Origin of the sequence: Sphingomonas sp. Sphisp66 (assembly GCF_047324325.1) — a bacterium.
GTDB lineage: Bacteria > Pseudomonadota > Alphaproteobacteria > Sphingomonadales > Sphingomonadaceae > Sphingomonas.
Window position 1 is genome coordinate 4,003,607 of the sequence record NZ_CP168508.1, and the last position, 21,555, is coordinate 4,025,161.

At 67.5% G+C, this 21,555-nt stretch carries 24 protein-coding genes; 17 read left to right on the forward strand and 7 right to left on the reverse strand.

All coding sequences use genetic code 11. The features are described 5' to 3' along the window. Positions 1 to 3: 3 nt before the first annotated feature. Both ACEN8G_RS18185 and ACEN8G_RS18190 read right to left on the reverse strand, forming a co-directional pair. Positions 4 to 621 (reverse strand): HAD family hydrolase, encoded by a 618-nt coding sequence (locus ACEN8G_RS18185; RefSeq protein WP_413415423.1) that lies wholly within the window; start codon positions 619 to 621, stop codon positions 4 to 6. Next, the gene (locus ACEN8G_RS18190; protein ID WP_307117164.1) at positions 618 to 884 is read right to left on the reverse strand and encodes a DUF3572 domain-containing protein; all 267 of its coding nucleotides are present in this window, start codon (positions 882 to 884) and stop codon (positions 618 to 620) included. Before ACEN8G_RS18190 ends, ACEN8G_RS18185 begins: the two co-directional genes overlap by 4 nt. A gap of 37 nt (positions 885 to 921) precedes the next feature. Here ACEN8G_RS18190 and ACEN8G_RS18195 point away from each other — a divergent pair, with 37 nt between their 5' ends. Then, positions 922 to 1,365 (forward strand): response regulator, encoded by a 444-nt coding sequence (locus ACEN8G_RS18195; protein WP_413415422.1) that lies wholly within the window; start codon positions 922 to 924, stop codon positions 1,363 to 1,365. A gap of 48 nt (positions 1,366 to 1,413) precedes the next feature. Here the strand turns inward: ACEN8G_RS18195 and rpmG are convergent, their stop codons facing one another. Beyond that, a complete protein-coding gene (gene rpmG / locus ACEN8G_RS18200) occupies positions 1,414 to 1,581 on the reverse strand; it encodes a 50S ribosomal protein L33 (protein WP_025560997.1) in 168 nt (55 codons plus the stop codon). 318 nt (positions 1,582 to 1,899) lie between these two features. Here rpmG and ACEN8G_RS18205 point away from each other — a divergent pair, with 318 nt between their 5' ends. Beyond that, positions 1,900 to 2,463, forward strand: a complete 564-nt coding sequence (locus ACEN8G_RS18205) for a TMEM165/GDT1 family protein (RefSeq protein ID WP_413418750.1) — start codon at positions 1,900 to 1,902, stop codon at positions 2,461 to 2,463. 98 nt (positions 2,464 to 2,561) lie between these two features. Further along, a complete protein-coding gene (locus ACEN8G_RS18210; RefSeq protein ID WP_307117162.1) occupies positions 2,562 to 3,059 on the forward strand; it encodes a Dps family protein in 498 nt (165 codons plus the stop codon). Between the two features lie 173 nt (positions 3,060 to 3,232). Here the strand turns inward: ACEN8G_RS18210 and ACEN8G_RS18215 are convergent, their stop codons facing one another. Together ACEN8G_RS18215 and ACEN8G_RS18220 are read right to left on the reverse strand one after the other, a co-directional pair. Continuing rightward, on the reverse strand, positions 3,233 to 3,568 hold the full coding sequence (locus ACEN8G_RS18215; protein ID WP_307117161.1) for a hypothetical protein: 336 nt from the start codon (positions 3,566 to 3,568) through the stop codon (positions 3,233 to 3,235). A gap of 35 nt (positions 3,569 to 3,603) precedes the next feature. Further along, on the reverse strand, positions 3,604 to 4,449 hold the full coding sequence (locus tag ACEN8G_RS18220) for a metallophosphoesterase (protein WP_413418748.1): 846 nt from the start codon (positions 4,447 to 4,449) through the stop codon (positions 3,604 to 3,606). 49 nt (positions 4,450 to 4,498) lie between these two features. On the opposite strand from ACEN8G_RS18220, the gene ACEN8G_RS18225 reads away from it, so the two are divergent. The 4 genes from ACEN8G_RS18225 to ACEN8G_RS18240 all read left to right on the forward strand — a co-directional run bounded on the left by ACEN8G_RS18225 (position 4,499) and on the right by ACEN8G_RS18240 (position 8,737). After that, positions 4,499 to 6,076, forward strand: coding sequence for a cisplatin damage response ATP-dependent DNA ligase (locus tag ACEN8G_RS18225; protein ID WP_413418752.1), 1,578 nt, complete (start codon positions 4,499 to 4,501; stop codon positions 6,074 to 6,076). A 61-nt stretch (positions 6,077 to 6,137) separates the two neighbouring features. Then, the gene (locus ACEN8G_RS18230) at positions 6,138 to 7,433 is read left to right on the forward strand and encodes an amidohydrolase family protein (protein WP_413418746.1); all 1,296 of its coding nucleotides are present in this window, start codon (positions 6,138 to 6,140) and stop codon (positions 7,431 to 7,433) included. Between the two features lie 39 nt (positions 7,434 to 7,472). Beyond that, a complete protein-coding gene (locus tag ACEN8G_RS18235) occupies positions 7,473 to 7,910 on the forward strand; it encodes a hypothetical protein (RefSeq protein ID WP_413418744.1) in 438 nt (145 codons plus the stop codon). Further along, entirely contained in the window at positions 7,907 to 8,737 is an 831-nt protein-coding gene (locus ACEN8G_RS18240; protein WP_413740658.1) for a hypothetical protein, read from the forward strand. Before ACEN8G_RS18235 ends, ACEN8G_RS18240 begins: the two co-directional genes overlap by 4 nt. Before the next feature lie 268 nt (positions 8,738 to 9,005). On the opposite strand, the gene ACEN8G_RS18245 is transcribed toward ACEN8G_RS18240, so the two are convergent. Next, positions 9,006 to 9,827, reverse strand: a complete 822-nt coding sequence (locus ACEN8G_RS18245) for a cold-shock protein (protein ID WP_413740659.1) — start codon at positions 9,825 to 9,827, stop codon at positions 9,006 to 9,008. 210 nt (positions 9,828 to 10,037) lie between these two features. Between ACEN8G_RS18245 and ACEN8G_RS18250 the strand changes: the two genes are divergently transcribed. The 8 genes from ACEN8G_RS18250 to ACEN8G_RS18285 all read left to right on the forward strand — a co-directional run bounded on the left by ACEN8G_RS18250 (position 10,038) and on the right by ACEN8G_RS18285 (position 16,778). After that, positions 10,038 to 10,877, forward strand: coding sequence for a TerC family protein (locus ACEN8G_RS18250; RefSeq protein WP_413415638.1), 840 nt, complete (start codon positions 10,038 to 10,040; stop codon positions 10,875 to 10,877). Positions 10,878 to 10,886: 9 nt separating this feature from the next. Next, positions 10,887 to 11,507 carry a ribonuclease D gene (locus ACEN8G_RS18255; RefSeq protein WP_413415639.1) on the forward strand — a complete coding sequence of 207 codons (621 nt, stop codon included), beginning with the start codon at positions 10,887 to 10,889 and terminating at the stop codon, positions 11,505 to 11,507. After that, positions 11,507 to 12,151 (forward strand): LPS export ABC transporter periplasmic protein LptC, encoded by a 645-nt coding sequence (gene lptC / locus ACEN8G_RS18260; RefSeq protein ID WP_413415640.1) that lies wholly within the window; start codon positions 11,507 to 11,509, stop codon positions 12,149 to 12,151. Before ACEN8G_RS18255 ends, lptC begins: the two co-directional genes overlap by 1 nt. Positions 12,152 to 12,154: 3 nt before the next feature. Next, positions 12,155 to 12,754 carry an LptA/OstA family protein gene (locus ACEN8G_RS18265; RefSeq protein WP_413415641.1) on the forward strand — a complete coding sequence of 200 codons (600 nt, stop codon included), beginning with the start codon at positions 12,155 to 12,157 and terminating at the stop codon, positions 12,752 to 12,754. Between the two features lie 126 nt (positions 12,755 to 12,880). Continuing rightward, complete coding sequence (gene lptB / locus ACEN8G_RS18270; protein ID WP_413415642.1) at positions 12,881 to 13,657, forward strand: LPS export ABC transporter ATP-binding protein; 777 nt, start codon at positions 12,881 to 12,883, stop codon at positions 13,655 to 13,657. Between the two features lie 125 nt (positions 13,658 to 13,782). Then, positions 13,783 to 15,318, forward strand: coding sequence for an RNA polymerase factor sigma-54 (rpoN, locus tag ACEN8G_RS18275; RefSeq protein ID WP_413415643.1), 1,536 nt, complete (start codon positions 13,783 to 13,785; stop codon positions 15,316 to 15,318). Between the two features lie 168 nt (positions 15,319 to 15,486). Beyond that, on the forward strand, positions 15,487 to 16,332 hold the full coding sequence (locus tag ACEN8G_RS18280; RefSeq protein ID WP_413415644.1) for an endonuclease/exonuclease/phosphatase family protein: 846 nt from the start codon (positions 15,487 to 15,489) through the stop codon (positions 16,330 to 16,332). 59 nt (positions 16,333 to 16,391) lie between these two features. After that, the gene (locus ACEN8G_RS18285) at positions 16,392 to 16,778 is read left to right on the forward strand and encodes a hypothetical protein (RefSeq protein WP_413415645.1); all 387 of its coding nucleotides are present in this window, start codon (positions 16,392 to 16,394) and stop codon (positions 16,776 to 16,778) included. Positions 16,779 to 17,014: 236 nt separating this feature from the next. On the opposite strand, the gene ACEN8G_RS18290 is transcribed toward ACEN8G_RS18285, so the two are convergent. Continuing rightward, a complete protein-coding gene (locus ACEN8G_RS18290) occupies positions 17,015 to 18,013 on the reverse strand; it encodes a ligase-associated DNA damage response exonuclease (RefSeq protein WP_413415646.1) in 999 nt (332 codons plus the stop codon). Positions 18,014 to 18,031: 18 nt separating this feature from the next. Here ACEN8G_RS18290 and ACEN8G_RS18295 point away from each other — a divergent pair, with 18 nt between their 5' ends. Next, positions 18,032 to 20,449 (forward strand): ligase-associated DNA damage response DEXH box helicase, encoded by a 2,418-nt coding sequence (locus tag ACEN8G_RS18295; RefSeq protein ID WP_413415647.1) that lies wholly within the window; start codon positions 18,032 to 18,034, stop codon positions 20,447 to 20,449. Between the two features lie 62 nt (positions 20,450 to 20,511). Then, entirely contained in the window at positions 20,512 to 21,549 is a 1,038-nt protein-coding gene (locus ACEN8G_RS18300) for a retroviral-like aspartic protease family protein (protein ID WP_413415648.1), read from the forward strand. Positions 21,550 to 21,555 lie beyond the last annotated feature (6 nt).

A 21,555-nucleotide genomic window follows, 5' to 3' on the forward strand; every position in this document is an offset into this window, starting at 1 on the left:
GGTTCAAAGCGTCAAGCCCGCGAAACGGGCCTCGATCCAGCCGCGGGCGTCGCGCCAGTCGTCGATCCGGGCATGGGCATGCGCTGCCCTGGCGACATTAGGCGCCAGGCTCGGCTCGGCGACCATGTGCAGGCGGAACACTTCCGGCGCGTGCTTGGCGACCGATTCGTGGTGCACGGCCAGGTCGTCGACGAACACCGTGACGCTGGGCGCGAATTCCTCGATCAGCCGCGCGACCGGCGAGCCCTTGCCGCCCTGGTTGCACTCCACCCGGTGCGCGATCCCATGATTCGCCAGCTGGGCGATGCGGTGGTCGCGGCAATGGTCCTGCAGGTTGGTGAGCACGACGATATCGGCTTGCTCGGCGAGCGCGGCCAGCGCCTCGCGGGCATGCGGCACCAGGGTCTGGCGCTCCATCTCGGCGGGGAAGAAGCCGTCGAGCAGCCCCCACATCTCCTCGCGCGCGATCACCGACGAATCGCTGCGGCGGCGCATCGAATTGGCGAAATCGGCGCCGTCGGGGTTGAAGTCGATGTCATGGGCCTCGCCCAGCCACACGCCGAAATGGCGCACCATGTGGAGCAGGACTTCGTCGCAATCGGTGATCAGCAGCGGCTTCATGATCTTTCCAGCGTCGCCCGGGCGGCGACCAGTTGTTCGGGGCTGATATCGAGCGCCTCGGCGCAGGCGACAAGGTCGGGCTCGTAGGATTCGAGGAAGCTCAGCGTGGCCGCGAGCAAAGTCGCCTCGCCGGCCCGCGCGCGCAGCTCGGACGGGTCGAGTCCGGTCAGGTCGAGCAGGCGCCGGGCCCGCGATTCGTCCCCCAGCGTCCAGACAAGTGCCTGCAGCGCCAGCGCTTCCGCATTTGTTTCCGCGCTCGCCATAGCCTACATCGCCCAAATTGGTCCTGGGGGTTAGCGCGTGGCAAAAAGGGTGCTCGTTGTCGAGGACAACGAACTCAATCTGAAGCTGTTCTGCGACCTGCTGCGTGCGCACCAGTTCGAGGCGGAGCCCGTGCGCGACGGGCGCGAGGCGGTGACGCGCGCCCGCGACTTCGATCCGCAGCTGGTGGTGATGGACATCCAGATGCCGCACATCACCGGCCTCGAGATCATCCAGCACATGAAGCGCGATCCCCAGCTGCGCGCCATCCCGATCATGGCGGTGACCGCCTATGCCGGCCGCGACGACGAGGAGCGGATCCGCGCAGCGGGCGCCAACGCCTATGTCTCCAAGCCGATCGGGCTGGTCCGTTTCATGGAGGAAGTGCGCGCGCTGATGCCGGCCGAATCGCCGGCGCCCGAGGCTCCGGCAACGGGCACAGAAGAAGCCCCGCAGCCTAAGGGCCCGGGGCTTCTCTTCTGATCGGTCCCCGCACGCGGCGGGGACGGGCAAGTCAGGCCGAGGCCTGGCTTACTTGATCTTCGCTTCCTTGAACTCGACATGCTTGCGCACGACCGGGTCGTACTTGCGGAACGAGAACTTCTCGGTCTGGGTACGCGGATTCTTCTTCGTGACGTAGAAGAAACCCGTGTCCGCCGTGCTGACGAGCTTGATCTTGACAGTGGTCGGCTTCGCCATGACCCAAAACCCTTGATTCTGTAAAAAGAAAAGAGCGGCACGCTGAGGCGCACCGCTGCCAGACGCGGGCAACTGTGCGATTCTCTGCCAAAAGTCAAGGCTGCCCTTAATTCCTCACCCGAGCTCGCCTCGGGGAGGGGGACCGCTCGCGCAGCGAGGGGTGGAGTGGCCGCCGCAACGCGGCGGGGAACCGCTGCGCCCCTCCACCACCGGCTTCGCCGGCGGTCCCCCTCCTCCAGCAAGCTGGGGGAGGAATTGAGTTCATGCTTCACACGCATTTAACCCTGCCCGGACACAATGGCCCCGAAAGGGAGGCGCATGGAAGCTCTGGTCCCGGCCTTCCTTCTGGCCGCACTCACCCAGCTTTGCGACAAGCCGGCGATGCTCAGCGCGATCCTCGCCGATCGCTATGGGCGGCCGTTCACCGTGGCGATCGCCGCGGGCCTCTCGCACGCCGCGGTCAATTTCGCCGCCGGGCTTGGCGGCATGCTGGTCGCCCCGATGATGACCCCCAATGCCCGCGCGCTGCTGCTCGCGCTCGCGCTGATCTTCGGCGCGCTCGGCACGATCGGATCGGCCAGGGTGAAGGACCGGCTGGCCGGCTGGAAGCTCGGCCCGGTCCTCACGCCGTTCCTCGGCGTGCTGATTCTCGCCTTCGGGGAGAGCACGCCCTTCTTCACCCTCGCGCTGTCCACTAGCGGCCAGCCCTGGTTCGCCGCCGCGGGTGCCTCGATCGCCTGCTTCGCCGTGGCGTTCGTCGCCGCCGTGCTCGGAGAGCGGATCTGGCAGGCGGCACCCTGGCGCTGGCTGCGTATCCTCAGCGGCATCGGCTTCCTCGTCGCCGGCTGCTGGATCGGCGTCGATGCGCTGCGCCTGACCTGATCGATTTCTGAGATCGGGGAAATTGCAGGTGCATGGCCGGAACCGCGCACTATATCCCGTTCGTTGACCCTCCGAACCAATTCCCCAGGGAGACGAACATGGCAGATACCAACGCGGCGCTCCGCACCCCGACCGATCTCAACCGCAACGACACCAAGAGCGTGGCGGATGCGCTCAACAGCGCGCTGGCGGACTGCTTCGCGCTCTATTTCAAGACCAAGAACTTCCACTGGCACGTCTCGGGCCCGCATTTCCGCGACTATCACCTGCTGCTCGACGACCAGGCGGCGCAGATCTACGGCATCACCGACGCCATTGCCGAGCGCGTCCGCAAGACCGGAAACGTCACGCTGCGCTCGATCGGCGACATCGCCCGCCGCCAGACGCTGACCGACAATGATGCGGATTACGTGTCGCCAGGCGACATGCTGGCCGAGCTGCGCGAGGACAATCTCAAGCTGGTCGAGAGCTTCCGCACCGTGAAGCAGGCCGCCGAGGATGCCGGCGACAATGCGACCAGCGGGATCGTCGACGAATGGACCGACCAGGCCGAGGAGCGCGCCTGGTTCCTGTTCGAGGCCAGCCGCAAGGGCTGAGGCCTTTTTGCTGTTCAGCCAAAGCTGAACAGTGCGGCACCAGCCCTCTCCCCCACCCGGCCACCCAACGGCAGTATTCTATGGGTGGCCGGGTGGGGGAGAGGGCTGGTGCCGGGCCCGGCGAAGCCGGACAAAAAAGGGGCCGGTCTCGCGAGAGTCTGGCCCCTTTTCTATTACTTCACCTTCGCCAGGTCGGCATCGAGCTTGGCGAGCAGCTCGTCGGTGATCTTGCCCTCCGAATAGGGGGCGACCCCGCGGAAGCTCATCGCCTTGAACTGCTCATAGGCGGGGTGCTTGTCGACATCGCCCAGCCCGTCGGCGACCAGCACCGCCTTGGCGGCCTCATTGGCGAACAGCGCCTCGATCGGCGTGTCGGCGCTGAACTTGGCGGCGGCAGCCGGGGCCGGCGCAGCAGCAGGCGCCGGAGTCGCGGCGGGCGCAGGCGCGGTCTGGGCGAAGGCAGCGGCCGGCAGGCAGGCGAGCGCGGCAGCGGTGAGAATGAGCTTCATTACTTGGAGTCCCCTCCGGTGGTGGAACGCGGAGCCTAACGCGCTTTTTGTGACCGCGCTATTGCTGCTGGCACGAGTGTAAGCAGCCAGACATCGGGCCTCGCACCCAGCCGGAACGGTACCGCGCTGGTCCCCAGCCCCGCCGTGACCACCACGGTCCGCTCGCCTTCGCGCACCAGCCCGCAGCGATAGCGCGCGCCATAGCGGCTGACCTCGGGCGCGACGGGATGGCCGAACAGCGTCACCTGCCCGCAATGGGTATGCCCGGCGAGCAGCAGATGCGCATCGGCCGGCAGGTCCGGCGCGACGTCGGGCGAGTGGGTGACCAGCACGATCGGCCTGCCCAGCGCCCGCGCCGCCTGCATCGTCGCCCGCACATCGGCATGACCCGAGAAATCGTCGCTGATCCCGCCCAGCGCCACCGGTCCACGCAGCGCCGCGCTGTTCTCCAGCACGGTCACCCCCGCCTGGGCGAGTTGCACGCGCACTGCCTGTGCGCCGGTCCAGTAATCATGATTGCCGAGCACCGCCGTCACGCCGAGCGGTGCCCGCAGCGCGCGCAAGGGCCCGACCATCGGCGGCCCCAGCTTCGCCGCGCTCTGCGGATCGTGGCCGAAGATGAAATCGCCCGCGATTACCACCAGGTCCGGCTTCAGCGCGTTCACCTGCGCGACGATCCGGCCAAGCCGTTTCGGCCCCATCGCGGCGGTGCCGACATGAATGTCGCTCAGCAGCACGATCTTCATCGGCCGCGCCAGCCCCCGCATCGCCACTTCGGCGCGGCGCACCACCGGATCGCTGGTCGCCTCCCGGAAACACCAGCCGAGAAAAGCAGCGCCCAGAAAGACCAGCGTGGCGAGAATCGCGAGGAGCTTGCGCATCAGAACATCGTAACGGGAGCGCATCGGCTGCGCTATGCGTTGCGCCATCATGCGTGCCTTTGCCGACCTGCTCGACAGCCTGATCTACACGCGCTCGCGCAACGCCAAGCTCAAGCTGATCGGCGACTATCTGCGCGCCACCCCCGATCCCGATCGCGGCTGGGCGATGGCGGCGCTCACCGGCACGCTCGACCTGCCGGCGGTCAAGCCCGCGCTGATCCGCGCGATGGTCGAGGCCCGCGTCGATCCGGTGCTCTACGCGATGAGCCGCGACTTTGTCGGCGATTCTGCCGAGACGATCGCGCTGCTCTGGCCCGAGCCGCCCGTGCCGCCCGAGGACGCCACGCCCCTCACCCTCTCGCACGTGGTCGCCACGCTCGGCAGCATCTCCAAGTCGGACGCCCCCGCGATCCTGGCGTCGATGCTCGACCGGCTCGAGGCCGACGAGCGATTCGCCTTGCTCAAGCTCGCCATGGGCGCGCTGCGCGTCGGCATCTCCGCCCGCCTCGCCAAGACTGCGCTGGCCCAGGCCTTCGGGCTCGACGTCGATGCCGTCGAGGAAGTCTGGCACGGCCTGACGCCGCCCTATGCCCCGCTGTTCGACTGGGCCGAGGGCCGCGGCGCGCAGCCGACCGCGCGCAACCTCCCCGTCTTCCGCCCCTTCATGCTCGCCCATCCGCTAGAGGCCGAGAGCGTCGATCTCGCCGACTATGCCGCCGAGTGGAAATGGGACGGCATCCGCGTCCAGCTCGTCCATATCGCGGGCGAGACGCGGCTCTACAGCCGCGCCGGCGACGACATCACCCACAGCTTCCCCGAAGTGGCCAGCAGCTTCGCCGCCCCCGGCGTGCTCGATGGCGAGCTGCTGGTGAAGGGCGAGTTCCAGGGCGGGGAAGCCGCGAGCTTCAACGCGCTCCAGCAGCGCCTCGGCCGCAAGCAGGTCAGCGCGAAGACGCTCGCCGAATATCCCGCCTTCGTCCGCCTCTACGACATCCTCTTCGACGGCGAGCAAGACCTGCGCGAACTGCCCTGGAGCGCGCGCCGCACCCGGCTGGAAAGCTTCGCCACCCGCCTCGACCCCGAGCGCTTCGACGTCTCCGCCGTGATCGAAGCCGCCGACTTCGCCGCGCTCGAGGAGATCCGCGCCGGCGCCCGCGACGCGTCGATCGAAGGCGTGATGCTCAAGCGCCGCGATTCGCCCTATGTCGCCGGCCGCCGCGCCGGGCTCTGGTACAAATGGAAGCGCGACCCGCTGATCGCCGATTGCGTGCTGATGTACGCCCAGCGCGGCAGCGGCAAGCGCAGCAGCTTCTATTCCGATTACACCTTCGGCGCCTGGACGCCGGAGGGCGAGCTGCTTCCCGTCGGCAAGGCCTATTTCGGCTTCACCGACGAGGAGCTGAAATGGCTCGACCGCCATGTCCGCAACCACACGGTCAACCGCTTCGGCCCGGTACGCGAGACGGACAAGACCCTCGTCCTCGAAGTCGCCTTCGATTCGATCCACGAATCGAAGCGCCACAAGTCCGGCCTGGCGATGCGCTTCCCCCGGATCAGCCGCATCCGCACCGACAAGCCCGCGCACGAGGCCGATACGATAGAGAGCCTGCGCAGGCTCGCCACCTGAGCGCCTCTCGACATCCCCGCGCACCGGCATAAGCTCCACCCAACGAAAAAAGGGGGATGCCATGATCCGCAAATTGATCGCCGCCGCGTTGCTCGTCACCGCTTCGGGCACGGCCCAGGCGCAGACCTATGCCATCCAGGCCGGCCATGTGATCACCGACGCCTCGAAGCCGGCACGCGGCCCGTCGACGCTGATCGTCGAAAAGGGCCGGATCGTCCGGATCGAGGACGGCGCCACCGCGCCCGCCGGCGCCACCGTGGTCGATCTGCGCGGGAAGACCGTGCTGCCCGGGCTGATCGACGTGCATGTCCACCTCACCTTCAGCGCGGGCGAGCCCTGGTATCAGGGCCTGACCACCAAATATTCCGAGCCCTATGCCGCCACCGTCGGCCTGAAGAACGCGCTGGTCACCGCCCGCGCCGGCTTCACCACGGTGCGTGACCTGGGCGGGGCGGCCAATGCCAGCCTCGCGGTACGCGATGCGATCGCCGATGGCAGCTTCCCCGGCCCGCGCGTCCTAGTCGCCGGGCCGGCGCTGTCGATCATCGGCGGGCATGGCGACCAGACCACCGGCCTCGCCCCCGAGCTGCGCGACGCGATCGACCGGACCGGCGAGCAATTCTGGGTGTGCACCGGCGCCGCCGAGTGCGCCAAGGCGGTGCGCAAGCTTGCGGCGATGGGCATGGACGCGATCAAGTTCCACGCCACCGGCGGCGTGCTCGATCCCGGCGCGATGGGGCTCGAGCAGCATTTCACCGACGAGGAGATGAAGGCGATCTGCGACACCGCGCACCAGATGCACCTCAAATGCGCCGCCCATGCGCATGGGGCGCGCGGAATCGAGGCGGCGGTGCGCGCCGGAGTCGATTCGATCGAGCACGGCACCTTCGCCGATGACGTCGACGTCCAGCTGATGAAGGCGAAGGGCACTTATTTCTCGGCGACGCTGATGGCGTTCAGCGGGCTGCAAATGTATCTCGGCAAGGGCATCTTCAGCGAGAACAGCGAAATCAAGGCGCGCCAGACGCTCGATCAATGGGGCAAGGCGCTCAACCGCGCCTACAAGGCCGGGGTGAAGATCGCGCTGGGTACCGATGCCGCCGTCTATCCGCATGGCCGCAATGGCGAGGAGATCGGGCTGATGGTCTCCAAGGGCGGCATGACCCCGCGCGACGCGCTGGTCGCCGCGACCAAGGGCGGCGCCGACCTGCTCGGCCTGTCCGCCGAGACCGGCACGCTCGATCCCGGCAAGTCGGCCGACCTGATCGCGGTGGACGGCGATCCGCTCACCGATCCCGCCGCGGTGCTGCGCATCGGCTATGTGATGGTGCGCGGCAAGGTCGTGCCCTTGCAGTGAGGCGTTGCGCGCGCCGCCGCGCTGCGCCAGTCTCCGCTCATGGGGGAAGAACGCGTTCCGCTCCTGCCGCTCGTCGCCTGCGTCCTCGCCGGCCCGGTGGTCGCGTCGCTGCTGCCGGGCATCTTCGCCGCCGGCTCGAACCCGGGCGACAGCTTCCTGCGCATCTGGGGCACGCTGTCGCTGTTCGGCATCTGTTATGCCGCGATCGTCGGCGTGCCACTCGCCTGGCTGTTCCTGCGGGATCCCGCGCTGCCCTGGCGGCGCTGGTTCGGTGCGGGCCTGCTCGCCGGGCTGCTGACCGCCGCCATCGTGCTCGGCTGGACCGCACTGACCAGCACACGCAACCTGATCGCCGGGCAATGGGCCGAAGTGCAGGTTCTGACGCTCTGGATCGTCGTTCCGCTCGTCCTGCTCTCGGCAATCGTATCCCGGGTAGCGCTCGCACTATGGCTGGGCCGCCGCCAGATCGAATTTTGACCCCCGAATTCCTTGCCCCGGCGATGATGATCGCCTCGGGCTCGATCCACGCCGTGGTCAACGCCATCCTCAAGGGCGGCAAGGACAAGATGACCGGCCGCGCGATCATCGACGGGTCGAGCGCGCTGATCCTGCTCCCCGCCACGCTGCTCGTGCCGCTGCCGGCGGGCGCCTGGGGCTGGCTCGGCCTCAGCGCGGCGATCCACTGCCTCTATCTCTACGCCGTGGTCCGCGCATTCGAGACGAGCGACTTCTCCGCAGCCTATCCGGTGATGCGCGGCGTCGCGCCGATGCTTACTGCCGCGCTGGCGATCCTTGTCTTCGGCGAGCCGGTCTCGACACGCGAGATCGTCGGGATCGCGCTGATCGGCGGCGCGGTGGCGATGCTGGTGATCGGCCGCCATCTCGGTCGGGCCGGGCTCGGCTGGGCATTGCTCACCGCCGCAATGATCGGCTGCTACACCGTTGCCGACGCCCACGGCGTGCGCGCCGCGCCCCGGCCGGTCAGCTATATCGTCTGGTCCTTCGTCCTGTCCGGCGGCGCGATCGTCACCATGTTCGGCCTCGCCTCGCGCGGCCGCATCTTCGCCGCCGCGCTGGCACAATGGAAGCCGGGCGTGACCGCCGGCGCGCTGTCAATCGTCACCTATGGCCTGGCGCTCAACGCCTTTGCGCTCGGCACCATCGCCCCGCTCGCCGCCTTGCGCGAGACGGGGATGGTGACCGCGCTGGCGATTGCGATCTTCTTCCTCGGCGAGCGGGTGACGACGATGCGCGCGCTCAGCGTGCTGGGCATCTTGGGCGGCGCGGCGCTGATCCTGGCCTAGGCTCGGACACAGGCGCATCCCCTTCTTTTCCCCGGTGAAGGCCGGGGCCCAGACTAGGCAGTGCGCGGCGAAGACGCGCCAAGGCGCGTGATTTCAAGGACTGGACCCCGGCCTTCGCCGGGGAAAAGAATATTGCCTCTGCACGAATCATCACCTTCCTCCAGCCCCCCGCGCGAATCGGCGAACCCACCCCGATTCGCCGCGCAAAAGCAAAAGGGCCGGACGTTTCCGCCCGGCCCCTTCGTTTTACTTAGCCTAAAGGCTCGCCTCAGCTACCCGGCGTGAGGTTCACCGCCGCGTACTTGCCGCGACGATCGACCTCGAGCTCGAACTCGAGACGGTCGCCTTCGTTGAGCGTCGGCATCCCCGCCCGCTCGACGGCCGAGATGTGCACGAACGCGTCCGGCTGGCCGTCATCGCGCTGGATGAAGCCGAAGCCCTTCATCGCGTTGAAGAACTTGACCGTGCCGGTCGCCTTCTCGCCAGTCAGCTGGCGCTGCGGACCACCGCCGCCACGCTCGCCGCCAAAGCCGCCGCGATCGCCACGATCTTCACGCGGCGCACGCTCTTCGACCGGCATGGGCTCGCCGTCGATCTTCAGCTCGGTAGCCGAGATACGGCCGCCGCGATCGACGAGGGTGAAGCCAAGCGGCTGGCCCTCGGCCAGGCCGGTGAGGCCTGCCTGCTCGACCGCCGAGATGTGCACGAAGACGTCCTCGCCGCCATCGTCGCGAACGACGAAGCCGAAGCCCTTCTGCGCGTTGAAGAACTTAACGACGCCGGTGCCTTCGCCGATGACCTGCGGGGGCATCCGGTTGCCGCCGCCGAAGCCGCCGCCACCACCGCCGCCGAAGCCACCACCACCGCCGCCGCGGTAACCACCGCCACCGCCGCCGCCGCCGAAGCCGCCGCCACCGCCGCGGTAGCCACCGCCACCGCCGCCGCCGAATCGATCACCGCCGCCGAAACCGCCACGATCCTCAAAGCCGCCGCCGAAGCCGCCGCCACCAAAATCATCGCCGCCGAAGCCATCACGCTTGTCGCGGCCACGTCCGCCGCGATCCCCACGGCGCCCTCTATCGAAACTCATGCCCTGTTCGTCTTCCCGGTTCGCCCAAAATCACAATCAAAAGCCAAGCGCCGGACGAAAAACGCAGGTCTTCAAGCGCAAAAAATCGCGCCATGGAATCGGCCATAGCCCAAAATCGAACAGCGAGCGAACGAAATTCGACTTGAACAGGGCGAACAAGCGTTAACCGCGGCGCTTGCGCCACATTTCGTCGCAGGGCACGGTAGCGATATGGACGCGATCGCCGATTTGCTCGCCAGTCCGGCCGCCTGGGCCGCACTCCTCACGCTCATCGTGATGGAGGTGGTGCTCGGCATCGATAATCTCATCTTCATCTCGATTCTCTCGAACAAATTGCCCGAGGGCCAGCGCCAGCGCGCACGCCGAGTCGGCATCAGCCTCGCTTTGGTCATGCGCCTCGCCCTGCTTACCGGGATCAGCTGGATCATCAGCCTCAAGAACACGGTGTTCTCGCTCGGCATATACGGCCCGCTCGATTCGCACGGGGAGCGGGCCTTCGAGACCGATTTCTCCTGGAAGGACCTGATCCTGCTTGCCGGCGGTCTGTTCCTGATGTGGAAGGCGACCACCGAGATCCACCATTCGGTCGATGCCGACGAACCGGGCGAGCAGGACCAACTGCTCGACAAGCACAAGGTCGCCTCGCTCACCTTCACCGCCGCGATCGTCCAGATCCTGCTGCTCGACATCGTCTTCTCGGTCGATTCGATCCTCACCGCGGTCGGCATGACCGAGCATGTGCAGATCATGTACGTGTCGGTGATCGTCGCGGTCGGCGTGATGCTGGTCGCCGCCGATCCGCTCGCCAACTTCATCAACCGCAATCCCAGCGTCGTCATGCTCGCATTGGGCTTCCTGCTGATGATCGGCATGGTGCTGATCGGCGAGGCGTTCGGCGCGCACATCCCCAAGGGCTATATCTACACCGCCATGGCCTTCTCGGCGGCGGTCGAGGGGCTCAACATCTGGTCGCGGAATGCCCGAGCCCGCAAGCAGGCGGTGAAACAACCGCAGCCTCCGCCCATTGAGCCCGACGGCGAACGGAGCTAGGCGACCCGCATGACTGTGCATTTCCACGAAGAAGACATCCCCGAGGGCCTGTTCGCACCGGGCGCCTCGATCGCCGTCGACACCGAGACGATGGGACTGATCACGCCGCGCGACCGGCTGTGCGTCGTCCAGCTGTCCGACGGCTCGGGCGACGAGCATCTCGTCCGCTTCGGCCCGCGTTCGGCCTATGACGCGCCCAACCTGCGCATGCTGCTCGCCGATCCCGAGCGGCTGAAGCTCTACCACTTCGCCCGGTTCGATCTGGCGGCGATCCGCTTCTATCTCGGCGTCACCGCCGGCCCGGTCTATTGCACCAAGATCGCCTCGCGCCTGGTGCGCACCTATACCGACCGCCACGGCCTCAAGGACCTCGCCCGCGAGCTGGTCGGCGTCGAGATCTCGAAGCAGCAGCAGTCGTCCGACTGGGGCGGTCCCGAACTTTCCGAGCCGCAGCGTGAATACGCAGCGTCCGACGTGCGTTACCTGCACGCAATGAAGACCGAACTCGACAAGCGCCTCGAGCGCGAAGGCCGCACCGACCTCGCCCAGTCGTGCTTCGACTTCCTTCCGGCCCGCGCCGAGCTCGACCTCGCCGGCTGGCCGGAAACCGACATCTTCGCGCACATCTGATGTCCGAAGTCGCCACACGCCTGCGATCACAAAAACGCGGCTGGGCGCATCCTGGCTCCGCGCATGATCGAGTCGTGCGGCTGTCGCTGATCTTCCTGCCGGTCGGCATCGGCGTGCTCTCGGCCTTCCTCGTCCTCGCGCCGCTGCTCACCAAGGGCGAAGTCAGCTTCGTGCTCGACAAGAACAAGGTCGAGCTGTCGCCCGAGCGGCTCCGCCTCGAATCGGCGATCTACCGCGGCGAGGACCAGAAGGGGCAGCCCTTCCGCCTCAATGCGGGCTCGGCGATCCAGAAGAGCTCGTCGGAGCCGATCGTCCAGCTCCGCGACCTCGCCGCCGAGATCAAGCTGCCCGAGGGCCCGGCGACGCTGAAGGCCGATCGCGGCCATTATGATCTCGACAAGGAACAGGTCTCGTCCGACGGACCGATCCAGTTCCGGACGACCGACGGCTATACGCTCGACACCACCAACGCCACCGTCGACCTCAAGACCCGCAAGATGGAAAGCGGCGGCGCCGTCTCGGGCAAGACGCCGACCGGCGTGTTCAGCGCCAACAAGCTGACCGCCGACTTGGAAAACCGCACCATCTCCCTAGATGGCAATGCACGCTTGCGGATTACGCCCAAGCGCGCGAATAGGCGCTAGATCATGATCCGTGCGACTGCCCTGCTTCCGATCGGCTTCACGCTGGCGCTGCTTGCCGCATCGCCCGCGGCTGCCCAGCAGCGGCACGACAGCAACGCGCCGATCGATTTCGACGCCCAGCACATCGAGCTGCAGGACAAGAACAACCGCGTCATCCTCTCCGGCGGCGTCCGCATCAAGCAGGCCGAGATGACGCTCACCGGCGCGCGCGTCACGCTCGCCTATACCGGCCAGATCACCGACGGTTCGCCCGAGGTCTCGCGGCTCGATGCCGCCGGCGGGGTCACCGTCACGCGCCCGGACCAGAGCGCGAGCGGCCAGTATGCGGTATACGACGTCAACAAGCGGATCATCACCATGGTCGGCGGCGTCACGCTCAAACAGGGTCCGAACATCGTCTCGGGCGGGCGCCTGGTGATCAACCTCGACACCGGCCGCGCCACGATCGACGGCTCGGGCGTCGGCGGCTCGACCGCGGCGCCCGGCACCCCCGGCGTGCAGAGCCGTGGCGGCCGCGTCACCGGCCGCTTCTCGGTGCCCAAGCGCGCGAACGCCCCGGCGACCACGCCCGCACCTTCCGCCACCCCCGCGCCCAAGCAGTAATCGCCCTTTTTCCTCGGCACGCCGCGCGGGCTCTTCCCTTCCCGGCCGTCTTCATGCAGGAATCCTGCCAAACGGCCGCGGAGGTAAACTCCACGGTAACGCGAACCGTCCATGCAGGGACCGAGTATGGCTGACGTCAACACCCTCGAAACCCCCGTCGCCGATCCGGCGCCGCTGCCCGACAAGGGCCTGGCCGTCGTCTCGATCGCCAAGTCGTACGACAAGCGCGTGGTCCTCACCGACGTGTCGGTCTCGGTCGGCCGCGGCGAGGTCGTCGGCCTGCTCGGCCCCAACGGCGCGGGCAAGACCACCTGCTTCTATTCGGTGATGGGCCTAGTGAAGCCCGACAGCGGCCGCATCATGCTCGACGGCGAGGACATCACCCGCCTGCCCATGTATCGTCGCGCGATCCTCGGCCTCGGCTATCTCCCGCAGGAGACCTCGATCTTCCGCGGCCTCAGCGTCGAGGGCAACATCTCCGCCGTGCTCGAGCTGTCCGAGCCCGACAAGGAAGCCCGCAAGCGGCGGCTCGACGAGCTGCTCGAGGAATTCGGCCTCACTCGCCTGCGCGCCGCACCCGCCATGGCGCTGTCGGGCGGCGAGCGCCGCCGCGCCGAGATCGCCCGCGCGCTCGCCGCCGACCCGACGATCATCCTGCTCGACGAGCCGTTCGCCGGCATCGACCCGATCTCGATCTCCGACATTCGCGACCTGATCATCCAGCTCAAGCAGCGCGGCATCGGCGTGCTGATCACCGATCACAATGTCCGCGAGACGCTCGACATCGTCGATCGCGGCTACATCATCTATGACGGCCGCGTGCTCTTCGCCGGCGCGCCGAACGACCTCGTCAAGGACGAGAATGTCCGCCGCCTCTATCTCGGCGAGAGCTTCGAGCTCTGAGCCATGGGCCCACTCCGCTCTTCCCCCGTTCGTGCTGAGCTTGTCGAAGCACCGTTCTTTCTGCCCGGCGGAAGCAGAACGGCCCTTCGACAAGCTCAGGGCGAACGGAACTAGGGCCTTCTTCGGTGTCCCTCGCCCCTCGCCTCGATCTGCGCCAGTCGCAATCGCTGGTGATGACGCCGCAGCTCCAGCAGGCGATCAAGCTGCTGGCGCTGTCCAATCTCGAAATCGAGACCTTCATCGCCGAGGAGCTGGAGAAAAACCCGCTGCTCGAGAACAGCGGCACCGGCAATGACGAGCGCGAGAGCGGCGGCGAGGCCCCGGACGCCCCCGAGACCGATTTCGAGTTCGAGGAGCGCGACGGCCCGGCCGACGCCAGCGAACTGATCGCCGGCGGCGGCGAAGCCTCGGGCGAGGCCGCGCTCGATGTCGATTTCGCCGCCGAGACCTTCCACCACGACAGCGGCAGCGACACGATCGGCGCGGGCGGCGGGCTCGACGGCAGCCTGGGCCTCACCGGCACCGGCGGTGGCGGGTCGGAAGACGGCCCGGACTTCGACAATCTCGGCAGCAGCGATCTCAGCCTCGCCGACCATCTGATGGCGCAGGCCGGCGCGAGCGTCGACGGTGCCGAGCTGTTCATCGCCGCCCATCTGATCGACCAGATCGACGAGGCCGGCTATCTCACTGCGCCGCTGCTCGACGTCGCCAACCGGCTGAACGTCGCGCTCGCCCGGGTCGAAGCCGTGCTGGCGACGATCCAGACCTTCGATCCCACCGGGGTCGGCGCGCGCAACCTCGCCGAATGCCTCGCGCTCCAGGCCAAGGAAGCCGATCGCTACGATCCCTGCATGGCGCGGCTGATCGACAATCTCGATCTGGTCGCGCGCGGCGACCTGCCCCGGCTCAAGCGCATCTGCAACGTCGATGACGAGGATCTCGCGGACATGATCCGCGAGCTGCGCAACTATGATCCCAAGCCCGGCTGCCGCTATGGCGGGGAACCCACGCTGGCCGTCACCCCCGACATCTTCGTCGCGCGCCGCGGCGCCGGCTGGGCGGTGGAGATCAACGCCGCGACCCTGCCGAAGCTGCTGGTCAACCGCGCCTATTACACCGAGGTCAGCTCGGGCCCGCAGGACAAGGCGAGCAAGGCCTGGCTGTCCGACATGCTGGCCAGCGCCAACTGGCTGGTGAAGGCGCTCGACCAGCGCCAGCGCACGATCATCAAGGTCGCGTCCGAGATCGTGAAGCAGCAGGAAGCCTTTTTCCTCAAGGGCGTCGCCCATCTGAAGCCGATGACCCTGCGCCAGGTCGCCGAGGCGATCGAGATGCACGAATCGACGGTGAGCCGGGTCACCTCGAACAAATATCTCAGCTGCGCGCGCGGGCTGTTCGAGCTGAAATATTTCTTCACCTCGGCGATCCAGTCGGCCGATGGCGGCGACGCGGTCTCGGCCGAAGCCGTGAAGAACGCGATCCGCACGCTGATCCAGGCCGAGGACCCCAAGAAGATCCTGTCCGACGACACTTTGGTCGAGCTGCTCAACGCCAAGGGCTTCGACATCGCCCGGCGTACCGTCGCCAAATATCGCGAGGCGATGGGGATCGGCAGCTCGGTGCAGCGTCGCCGGCAAAAGGCACTGGAGGGTGTGGGCTAATCTCTCCTCCCTCGCTCCAAAGGAGCGGGGAGGGGACCGCCGGCGAAGCCGGTGGTGGAGGGGGCTCACGACATCGATAGGGGGCTTCCCCCTCCACCACGCGCTGCGCGCGCAGTCCCCCTCCCCCGGAGCTGCGCTCCGAGGGAGGAATCTGAGAACGGGATGCTGATGATGAATCGAATTGCCTGGTTGCTCGGCTTGTTGCTCGCCCTGCTCGCCCCGGTGGCGGCGCAGGCGCAGGACAGGCTCGTCGTAATGAGCTTCAACGTCCGCTATCCTTCGCCGGGTGACGGCGCCAATATCTGGGAGAAGCGCCGCGACCTGTTCGTCGAGACCGTCGCCGCCGCCGCACCCGATGTGATCGGCACGCAGGAGCTGTTCCAGCTCCAGGGAGACTACCTCGTCAGTAAGCTCCCCCAGTACAGCTGGTTCGGGATCGATCGCCGCGGCGGCCATGCCGACGAGCATATGGGCGTCTTCTATCGCCGCGACCGGCTCAAGCTGGTCGAACAGGGCAATTTCTGGCTGTCGGACACGCCCGATACCGTCGCCAGCATCAGCTGGGGCAACATCTTCCCGCGCATGGTGACCTGGGGCCTGTTCGAGAGCAAGGCGGGCAAGCGCTTCTACCTGCTCAACACCCATTTCCCCTATCGCGAAGAGGATGAAGCGGCGCGCGAGAAATGCGCGGAATTGATCCGCAAGCACATTGCGGCCTTGCCGAAGGGCGTGCCGGTCGTTCTCACCGGCGACTTCAACACCGTGCCCGAATCCCGGTCGCACGCGGCGCTCGCGGAAACCTTGGCGGACGCCCGCACCGCCGTCGCCCGCCCCACTGGCCCGGCGGCGACCTTCCACGGCTTCAAGGGCGTGGCCGATCGGCGGATCGACTGGCTCTTCACGCGCGGCTTCACAGTGCGCGGCTATCGCACGATCGATACGCATCGCGGCGAGCTCTATCCCTCGGACCATTATCCGGTGGTCGCCACGCTCGCCTGGCCCAAGACCCGTTGACGCTAGGGAACCCGTAGCCTTAGCATTTTGGTAGTCCGCAGCGAGGTATCGCCGATTCGATGTCCGCCGATTTCACCATTGATGTCGAGCCTGCCCGCGATCTCATCCGGATCCGGATGAGTGGCTTCTTCACGGCCGAGGATATCGATGCGTTTCTGGCCCGGCGTGCAGAGGCGCACGCGCAGCTGCGCTGCGGGCCGAACCAGCATCTTACGCTGAATGACCTGCGCGAGATGAAGATCCAGGCGCAGGATAGCGTCGAGACCTTCCGCGCGATGCTGGCCGATCCGGCCTATCGCTCGCGCCGGCTCGCCTTCGTGATCGGACGAACGCTGGCGCGCACGCAGCTCGGCCGCGCGCTCGACCAGCGCTATGCCCGCTGTTTCGACGATAGCGTGACGGCGGAAGCCTGGCTGTTCTCCGGCTCGGACCGCGCCGCCGCCTGAGCGGCTTGCAATGTAGGATTTCGTCTGTTGTGCTCGGGCGGCCGGGAATTTCCCGCCGCTCTTTCATGTTGTTGGAAAAATAGGATCAGGCAGGCGCAATCATAGTATGCGCCGGCGGCGGTGTCGGCGCTCGCTAGTGCGAACTTAGTGAACTTCCGCGCCGCCTGCCCCCGAAACGACGCAAGAGATTCAACATTTCTGCGGAGAATCGGGATGGCGCTGTTGGATCGGCAGGCTCAGTCGTCCTCGTCCTCGAACCCCGCCAGGTCCAGCGCCCTGGCTTTCACCTGATGCAGGCGGCACCAATGGACCAGCGCGTCCTCGCGGCCATGCGTCACCCACACCTCGCGCGGCTCCAGCTCGCGGATCGTGCGGGTCAGCTCGTCCCAGTCGGCATGGTCGGAGAGAATCAGCGGCAGTTCGACATTACGCTGCCGGGCGCGCTGGCGGACGCGCATCCAGCCGGACGCCATCGCCGTGATCGGATCGGGCAGCCGCCGCGACCAGCGGTCGTTGAGCGCGCCCGGCGGACACAGGATGATCCGCCCCTGCAGCTCGGCCTTGGCGACCCCGGTGGCCGGCCGCAGCTCGCCAAGGTCGACGCCCTGCTCGGCATAGAGGTCGCACAGCCGCTGGAGCGCGCCGTGGATGTATATGGGATCGTCGAACCCCATCACCCGCAGCTCGCTGATCACCCGCTGCGCCTTGCCCAGCGCATAGGCGCCGACCAGCACGCAGCGCTCGGGGTTGGCGCGCAGCGCGGCGAGCAGCTTGTCGAGCTCGTCATGGGTCTCGGGGTGGCGGAAAACCGGCAACCCAAACGTCGCCTCGGTGACGAACACGTCGCAGGGCACCGGCTCGAACGGCGCGCAGGTCGGGTCCGCGCGGCGCTTGTAATCGCCGGACACGACGATCCGCTCGCCGCGATGCTCGAGCACGATCTGGGCGGAGCCGAGGACATGGCCTGCGGGGACGAAGCGGATGTCGATGCCGTGCATCGCGATCCGCTCGCCATAACCGACGGCGTTGCCGTTCTGCGGCCCGTAGCGCGCTTCCATGATCGCCAGCGTCTGCGGCGTCGCCCATACCGCCTCGTGCCCGCCCCGGGCGTGATCGGCATGGCCGTGCGTCACCAGCGCGCGGCGGACCGGCTGCGACGGGTCGATCCAGATGTCGGCCGCGGGCAGATAGATGCCCGTGGGCCGCGGATCGATCCAGTCGCCGAGCTTCGCCATCATGCCTATATGGGCGGGATGGCCCTTGGTTCCCAGCTCCCCCCGATATTGCAGGACTGGTTCGCACGCCGCGGCTGGGCGCCGCGCCGCCACCAGATCGAGATGCTCGAGGCGGGCCGCCGCGGCGAGCATGCGCTGCTGGTCGCGCCGACCGGGGCCGGTAAGACGCTGGCGGGGTTCCTGCCTACGCTGGCCGACCTGGTCGAGAACCCGGCCGATGGGCTGCACACGCTCTACATCTCGCCACTCAAGGCACTGGCGGTGGACGTGCAGCGCAACCTGTTGACGCCAATCGAGGAAATGGGCCTGCCCATCCGTGTCGAGACCCGCACCGGCGACACGCCCTGGGAGAAGAAGGTCCGTCAGCGCGCCCGCCCGCCGCAGATCCTGCTGACCACGCCCGAGTCGCTCAGCCTGCTCCTGTCCTACGAAGACAGCCTGACGATGTTCGAGGGGCTCAGGACGGTGGTGATCGACGAGGTCCACGCCTTCGCCACCGGCAAGCGCGGCGACCTGCTCGCGCTGGCGATGGCCCGGCTGCAGCGCCTCGCGCCGGATATGCGCCGGGTAGCGCTCTCGGCCACGGTGGCGGACCCCGACGGCTATCGCGCCTGGCTCGCACCGCATGGCGACATCGACGCGGTGACCCTGATGAAGGGCGAGAAGGGCGCCGAGCCCAACATCGCCATCCTGTTGCCCGAGGACCGGGTGCCCTGGGCCGGCCATTCGGGCGTCTATGCCATCCCCCAGGTGATGGCCGAGATCGAGACGCACAAGACGACGATCGTCTTCTGCAACACGCGCGGGCTGGCCGAGCTGGTCTTCCAGCAGCTGTGGAAGGTCAACGAGCTCAAGCTGCCGATCGGCGTACATCATGGCAGCCTGAGCCTGGAGGCGCGCCAGCGAGCCGAGCAGGCGATGGCCGACGGCCAGCTGCGCGCGCTGGTCGCCACTGCCAGTCTCGACCTTGGCGTCGATTGGGGCGATGTCGATTGCGTGATCCAGATGGGGGCGCCCAAGGGCTCGTCGCGCCTGCTCCAGCGCATCGGCCGCGCCAACCACCGGCTCGACGAGCCATCGGAGGCCGTACTCGTCCCCGGCAACCGCTTCGAGTATCTCGAGGCGCGTGCCGCCCTCGATGCCGTCGAGCATGGCGAGCTCGACCCCGACGTCTTCCGCCCCGGCGCGCTCGATGTCCTCGCCCAGCACGTCATGGCCTGCGCCTGCGCCGCGCCGTTCGACCGCGACCAGTTGCTGCAGGAGATCCGCGCAGCATTGCCCTATTCGGCGCTGCCCGACGAGACGTTCGACCGGGTGCTGAGCTTCATCGCCGATGGCGGCTATGCGCTGCGTGCCTATGACAAGTTCAAGCGGCTGACCAAGGGCAAGGACGGGCTGTGGCGGGTCACCACCCCGGCTTTTGTTGCGCAGCATCGGCTCAATGCCGGGATCATCGTCGAATCGCCGATGATGGAGGTCCGCTTCAAGAATGGCCGCCGGCTCGGCAAGGTCGAGGAGGCGTTCGGCACCCAGCTCTCGCCCGGCGATGCCTTCGTCTTCGCCGGCATGGCGGTGGAGGTGGAACGCGTCGAGCTGACCGACCTGATCGTCCGCGCCACCGCCAAGCCGGCGCGCTACGTCTCGTACATGGGCGCGCGGCTGGCGATCACCGCGACCCTGGCCGAGCGGGTGCGTCATTTCCTGCACGACCGCAGCCAGTGGCGGCGCTTCCCCGACGATGTCCGCGAGTGGCTGGAAGTGCAGGAGCGCCGCTCGGCCATCCCCGCCCCCGGCCAACTGCTCGTCGAGACCTTCCCGCACGAGGGCAAGCACCACATGGTCGCTTACAGCTTCGAAGGCTGGAACGCGCACCAGTCGCTCGGCATGCTGATCACCCGGCGGATGGAAGCGCTGGGGCTCAAGCCGCTCGGCTTCGTCGCCAACGACTATGCGCTTGCCGTCTATGGGCTGGAGAAGATCGAGGATCCCGCCGCGCTCTTCTCACCCGACATCCTCGAGCATGAGTTCGTCGAATGGGTGCAGGGATCGGCGCTGCTCAAGCGCGCGTTCCGCGAGGTGGCGATCATCGGCGGGCTTGTCGAGCGGCAGCATCCGGGCAAGAAGAAGACCGGGCGCCAGGTCACCTTCTCGACCGACCTGATCTATGACGTGCTGCGCAAATACGAGCCCGACCATCTGCTGCTCCGCGCCGCCTGGGCCGATGCCCGGGCGCGGATGACCGATGTCGGTCGCCTCGGCCATCTGCTCGACACCGCCGCCGACACGATGCTGCACGTCGACCTGCCCCGCGTCTCCCCGATGGCGGTGCCCGTCCTCATCATGATCGGCCGCGAGAATGTCGCCCAAGGCATGACCGAGGATGCGCTGCTGATGGAAGCCGAGGACATCGCGGCGGAGGCGATGCGGCTCGACTAGGCTGCGACAGAAACATCCCAGAAAGATTGCTGCGCAGCATGTGAAGGTGTATCTTCACATCCATGAAAAGGCTCGCAGTGCTTCTCCTGCTCCCGCTGGCCGCCACCGCCGGAGCGCGTGACCTCACCCAGAACCCGAGCGAGCATGTCCCGCCGCCCGTGGTCCGCGCCCAGGATCCCGAGCTGACCATGCCCACGCCCGAGGATGTCGAGGCGACGCTGCTCGCGCTGGGCGAGATCGACAAGCGCCTCACCGTTCCCGTCGCGGTGGGCGACAAGGGGCCATACAACTTCATCATCGACACCGGCGCCGAGCGCACCGTCATCGCCCGCGAACTCGCCGGTTCGCTGCGGCTCGGCACCTCTACCCCGGTGATCATCACCTCGATGACCGGGCGCGACACGGTCAACACGGTGGTGGTGCCGGACCTCAGCATCAAGTCGATCGGCGAGCAGCACACGATCGTCGCCCCGGCGCTGGAGGCGCGCAATCTGGGCGCGCTCGGGCTGCTCGGCATCGACACGCTACGCAACCACCAGGTGACGATCGACTTCGAGAAGGGCACCATGGCGGTGCGCCCCAGCGTGAAGCGCAAGGCGATCAGCAAGCGCGATCCCGACGAGATCATCGTCACCGCCAAGAACGTGTTCGGCCAGCTGATCGTGACCGACGCCTATTACGGCACGACGCGCATCCAGGTGGTGCTCGACACCGGCAGCCAGGTAACGATGGGCAACAGCGCGCTGCGCAAGCGGGTGGGCCGCAAGGCGCCCAAGCCGCAACGGATCCAGCTGACCAGCGTGACCGGCGCCCAGACCACCGCCGACTATACCCAGGTGCCCGACATCCTGGTCGGCAAGGTGCGCTTCGGCGCCATGCCGGTCGCCTTTGCCGACGTGACGCCGTTCGAGCGCTTCGGCCTGACCAAGCGGCCGGCGCTGCTGCTCGGCATGGACGCGCTGCGCGCCTTCCGCCGCGTCGACATCGACTTCCCCAACCGCCAGGTCCGCTTCCTGATGCCGGAGGGCTCGGATTCGGCACGGCGGACCGGCTCGCTGATCCCGGGAGGAAAAGCGACTTCGCCTACCTTCTCCTATTGAAGCCGC

What these genes read in the sequence shown, in the direction of transcription:
- ACEN8G_RS18185 (WP_413415423.1), bottom strand. Translation starts at nt 621, where the DNA reads ATGAAGCCGCTGCTGATCACCGATTGCGACGAAGTCCTGCTCCACATG.
- ACEN8G_RS18190 (WP_307117164.1), bottom strand. Translation starts at nt 884, where the DNA reads ATGGCGAGCGCGGAAACAAATGCGGAAGCGCTGGCGCTGCAGGCACTT.
- rpmG (WP_025560997.1), bottom strand. Translation starts at nt 1,581, where the DNA reads ATGGCGAAGCCGACCACTGTCAAGATCAAGCTCGTCAGCACGGCGGAC.
- ACEN8G_RS18205 (WP_413418750.1), top strand. Translation starts at nt 1,900, where the DNA reads ATGGAAGCTCTGGTCCCGGCCTTCCTTCTGGCCGCACTCACCCAGCTT.
- ACEN8G_RS18210 (WP_307117162.1), top strand. Translation starts at nt 2,562, where the DNA reads ATGGCAGATACCAACGCGGCGCTCCGCACCCCGACCGATCTCAACCGC.
- ACEN8G_RS18215 (WP_307117161.1), bottom strand. Translation starts at nt 3,568, where the DNA reads ATGAAGCTCATTCTCACCGCTGCCGCGCTCGCCTGCCTGCCGGCCGCT.
- ACEN8G_RS18220 (WP_413418748.1), bottom strand. Translation starts at nt 4,449, where the DNA reads ATGCGCAAGCTCCTCGCGATTCTCGCCACGCTGGTCTTTCTGGGCGCT.
- ACEN8G_RS18225 (WP_413418752.1), top strand. Translation starts at nt 4,499, where the DNA reads ATGCGTGCCTTTGCCGACCTGCTCGACAGCCTGATCTACACGCGCTCG.
- ACEN8G_RS18230 (WP_413418746.1), top strand. Translation starts at nt 6,138, where the DNA reads ATGATCCGCAAATTGATCGCCGCCGCGTTGCTCGTCACCGCTTCGGGC.
- ACEN8G_RS18235 (WP_413418744.1), top strand. Translation starts at nt 7,473, where the DNA reads ATGGGGGAAGAACGCGTTCCGCTCCTGCCGCTCGTCGCCTGCGTCCTC.
- ACEN8G_RS18245 (WP_413740659.1), bottom strand. Translation starts at nt 9,827, where the DNA reads ATGAGTTTCGATAGAGGGCGCCGTGGGGATCGCGGCGGACGTGGCCGC.
- ACEN8G_RS18250 (WP_413415638.1), top strand. Translation starts at nt 10,038, where the DNA reads ATGGACGCGATCGCCGATTTGCTCGCCAGTCCGGCCGCCTGGGCCGCA.
- ACEN8G_RS18255 (WP_413415639.1), top strand. Translation starts at nt 10,887, where the DNA reads ATGACTGTGCATTTCCACGAAGAAGACATCCCCGAGGGCCTGTTCGCA.
- lptC (WP_413415640.1), top strand. Translation starts at nt 11,507, where the DNA reads ATGTCCGAAGTCGCCACACGCCTGCGATCACAAAAACGCGGCTGGGCG.
- ACEN8G_RS18265 (WP_413415641.1), top strand. Translation starts at nt 12,155, where the DNA reads ATGATCCGTGCGACTGCCCTGCTTCCGATCGGCTTCACGCTGGCGCTG.
- lptB (WP_413415642.1), top strand. Translation starts at nt 12,881, where the DNA reads ATGGCTGACGTCAACACCCTCGAAACCCCCGTCGCCGATCCGGCGCCG.
- ACEN8G_RS18280 (WP_413415644.1), top strand. Translation starts at nt 15,487, where the DNA reads ATGATGAATCGAATTGCCTGGTTGCTCGGCTTGTTGCTCGCCCTGCTC.
- ACEN8G_RS18285 (WP_413415645.1), top strand. Translation starts at nt 16,392, where the DNA reads ATGTCCGCCGATTTCACCATTGATGTCGAGCCTGCCCGCGATCTCATC.
- ACEN8G_RS18290 (WP_413415646.1), bottom strand. Translation starts at nt 18,013, where the DNA reads ATGGCGAAGCTCGGCGACTGGATCGATCCGCGGCCCACGGGCATCTAT.
- ACEN8G_RS18295 (WP_413415647.1), top strand. Translation starts at nt 18,032, where the DNA reads ATGGCCCTTGGTTCCCAGCTCCCCCCGATATTGCAGGACTGGTTCGCA.
- ACEN8G_RS18300 (WP_413415648.1), top strand. Translation starts at nt 20,512, where the DNA reads ATGAAAAGGCTCGCAGTGCTTCTCCTGCTCCCGCTGGCCGCCACCGCC.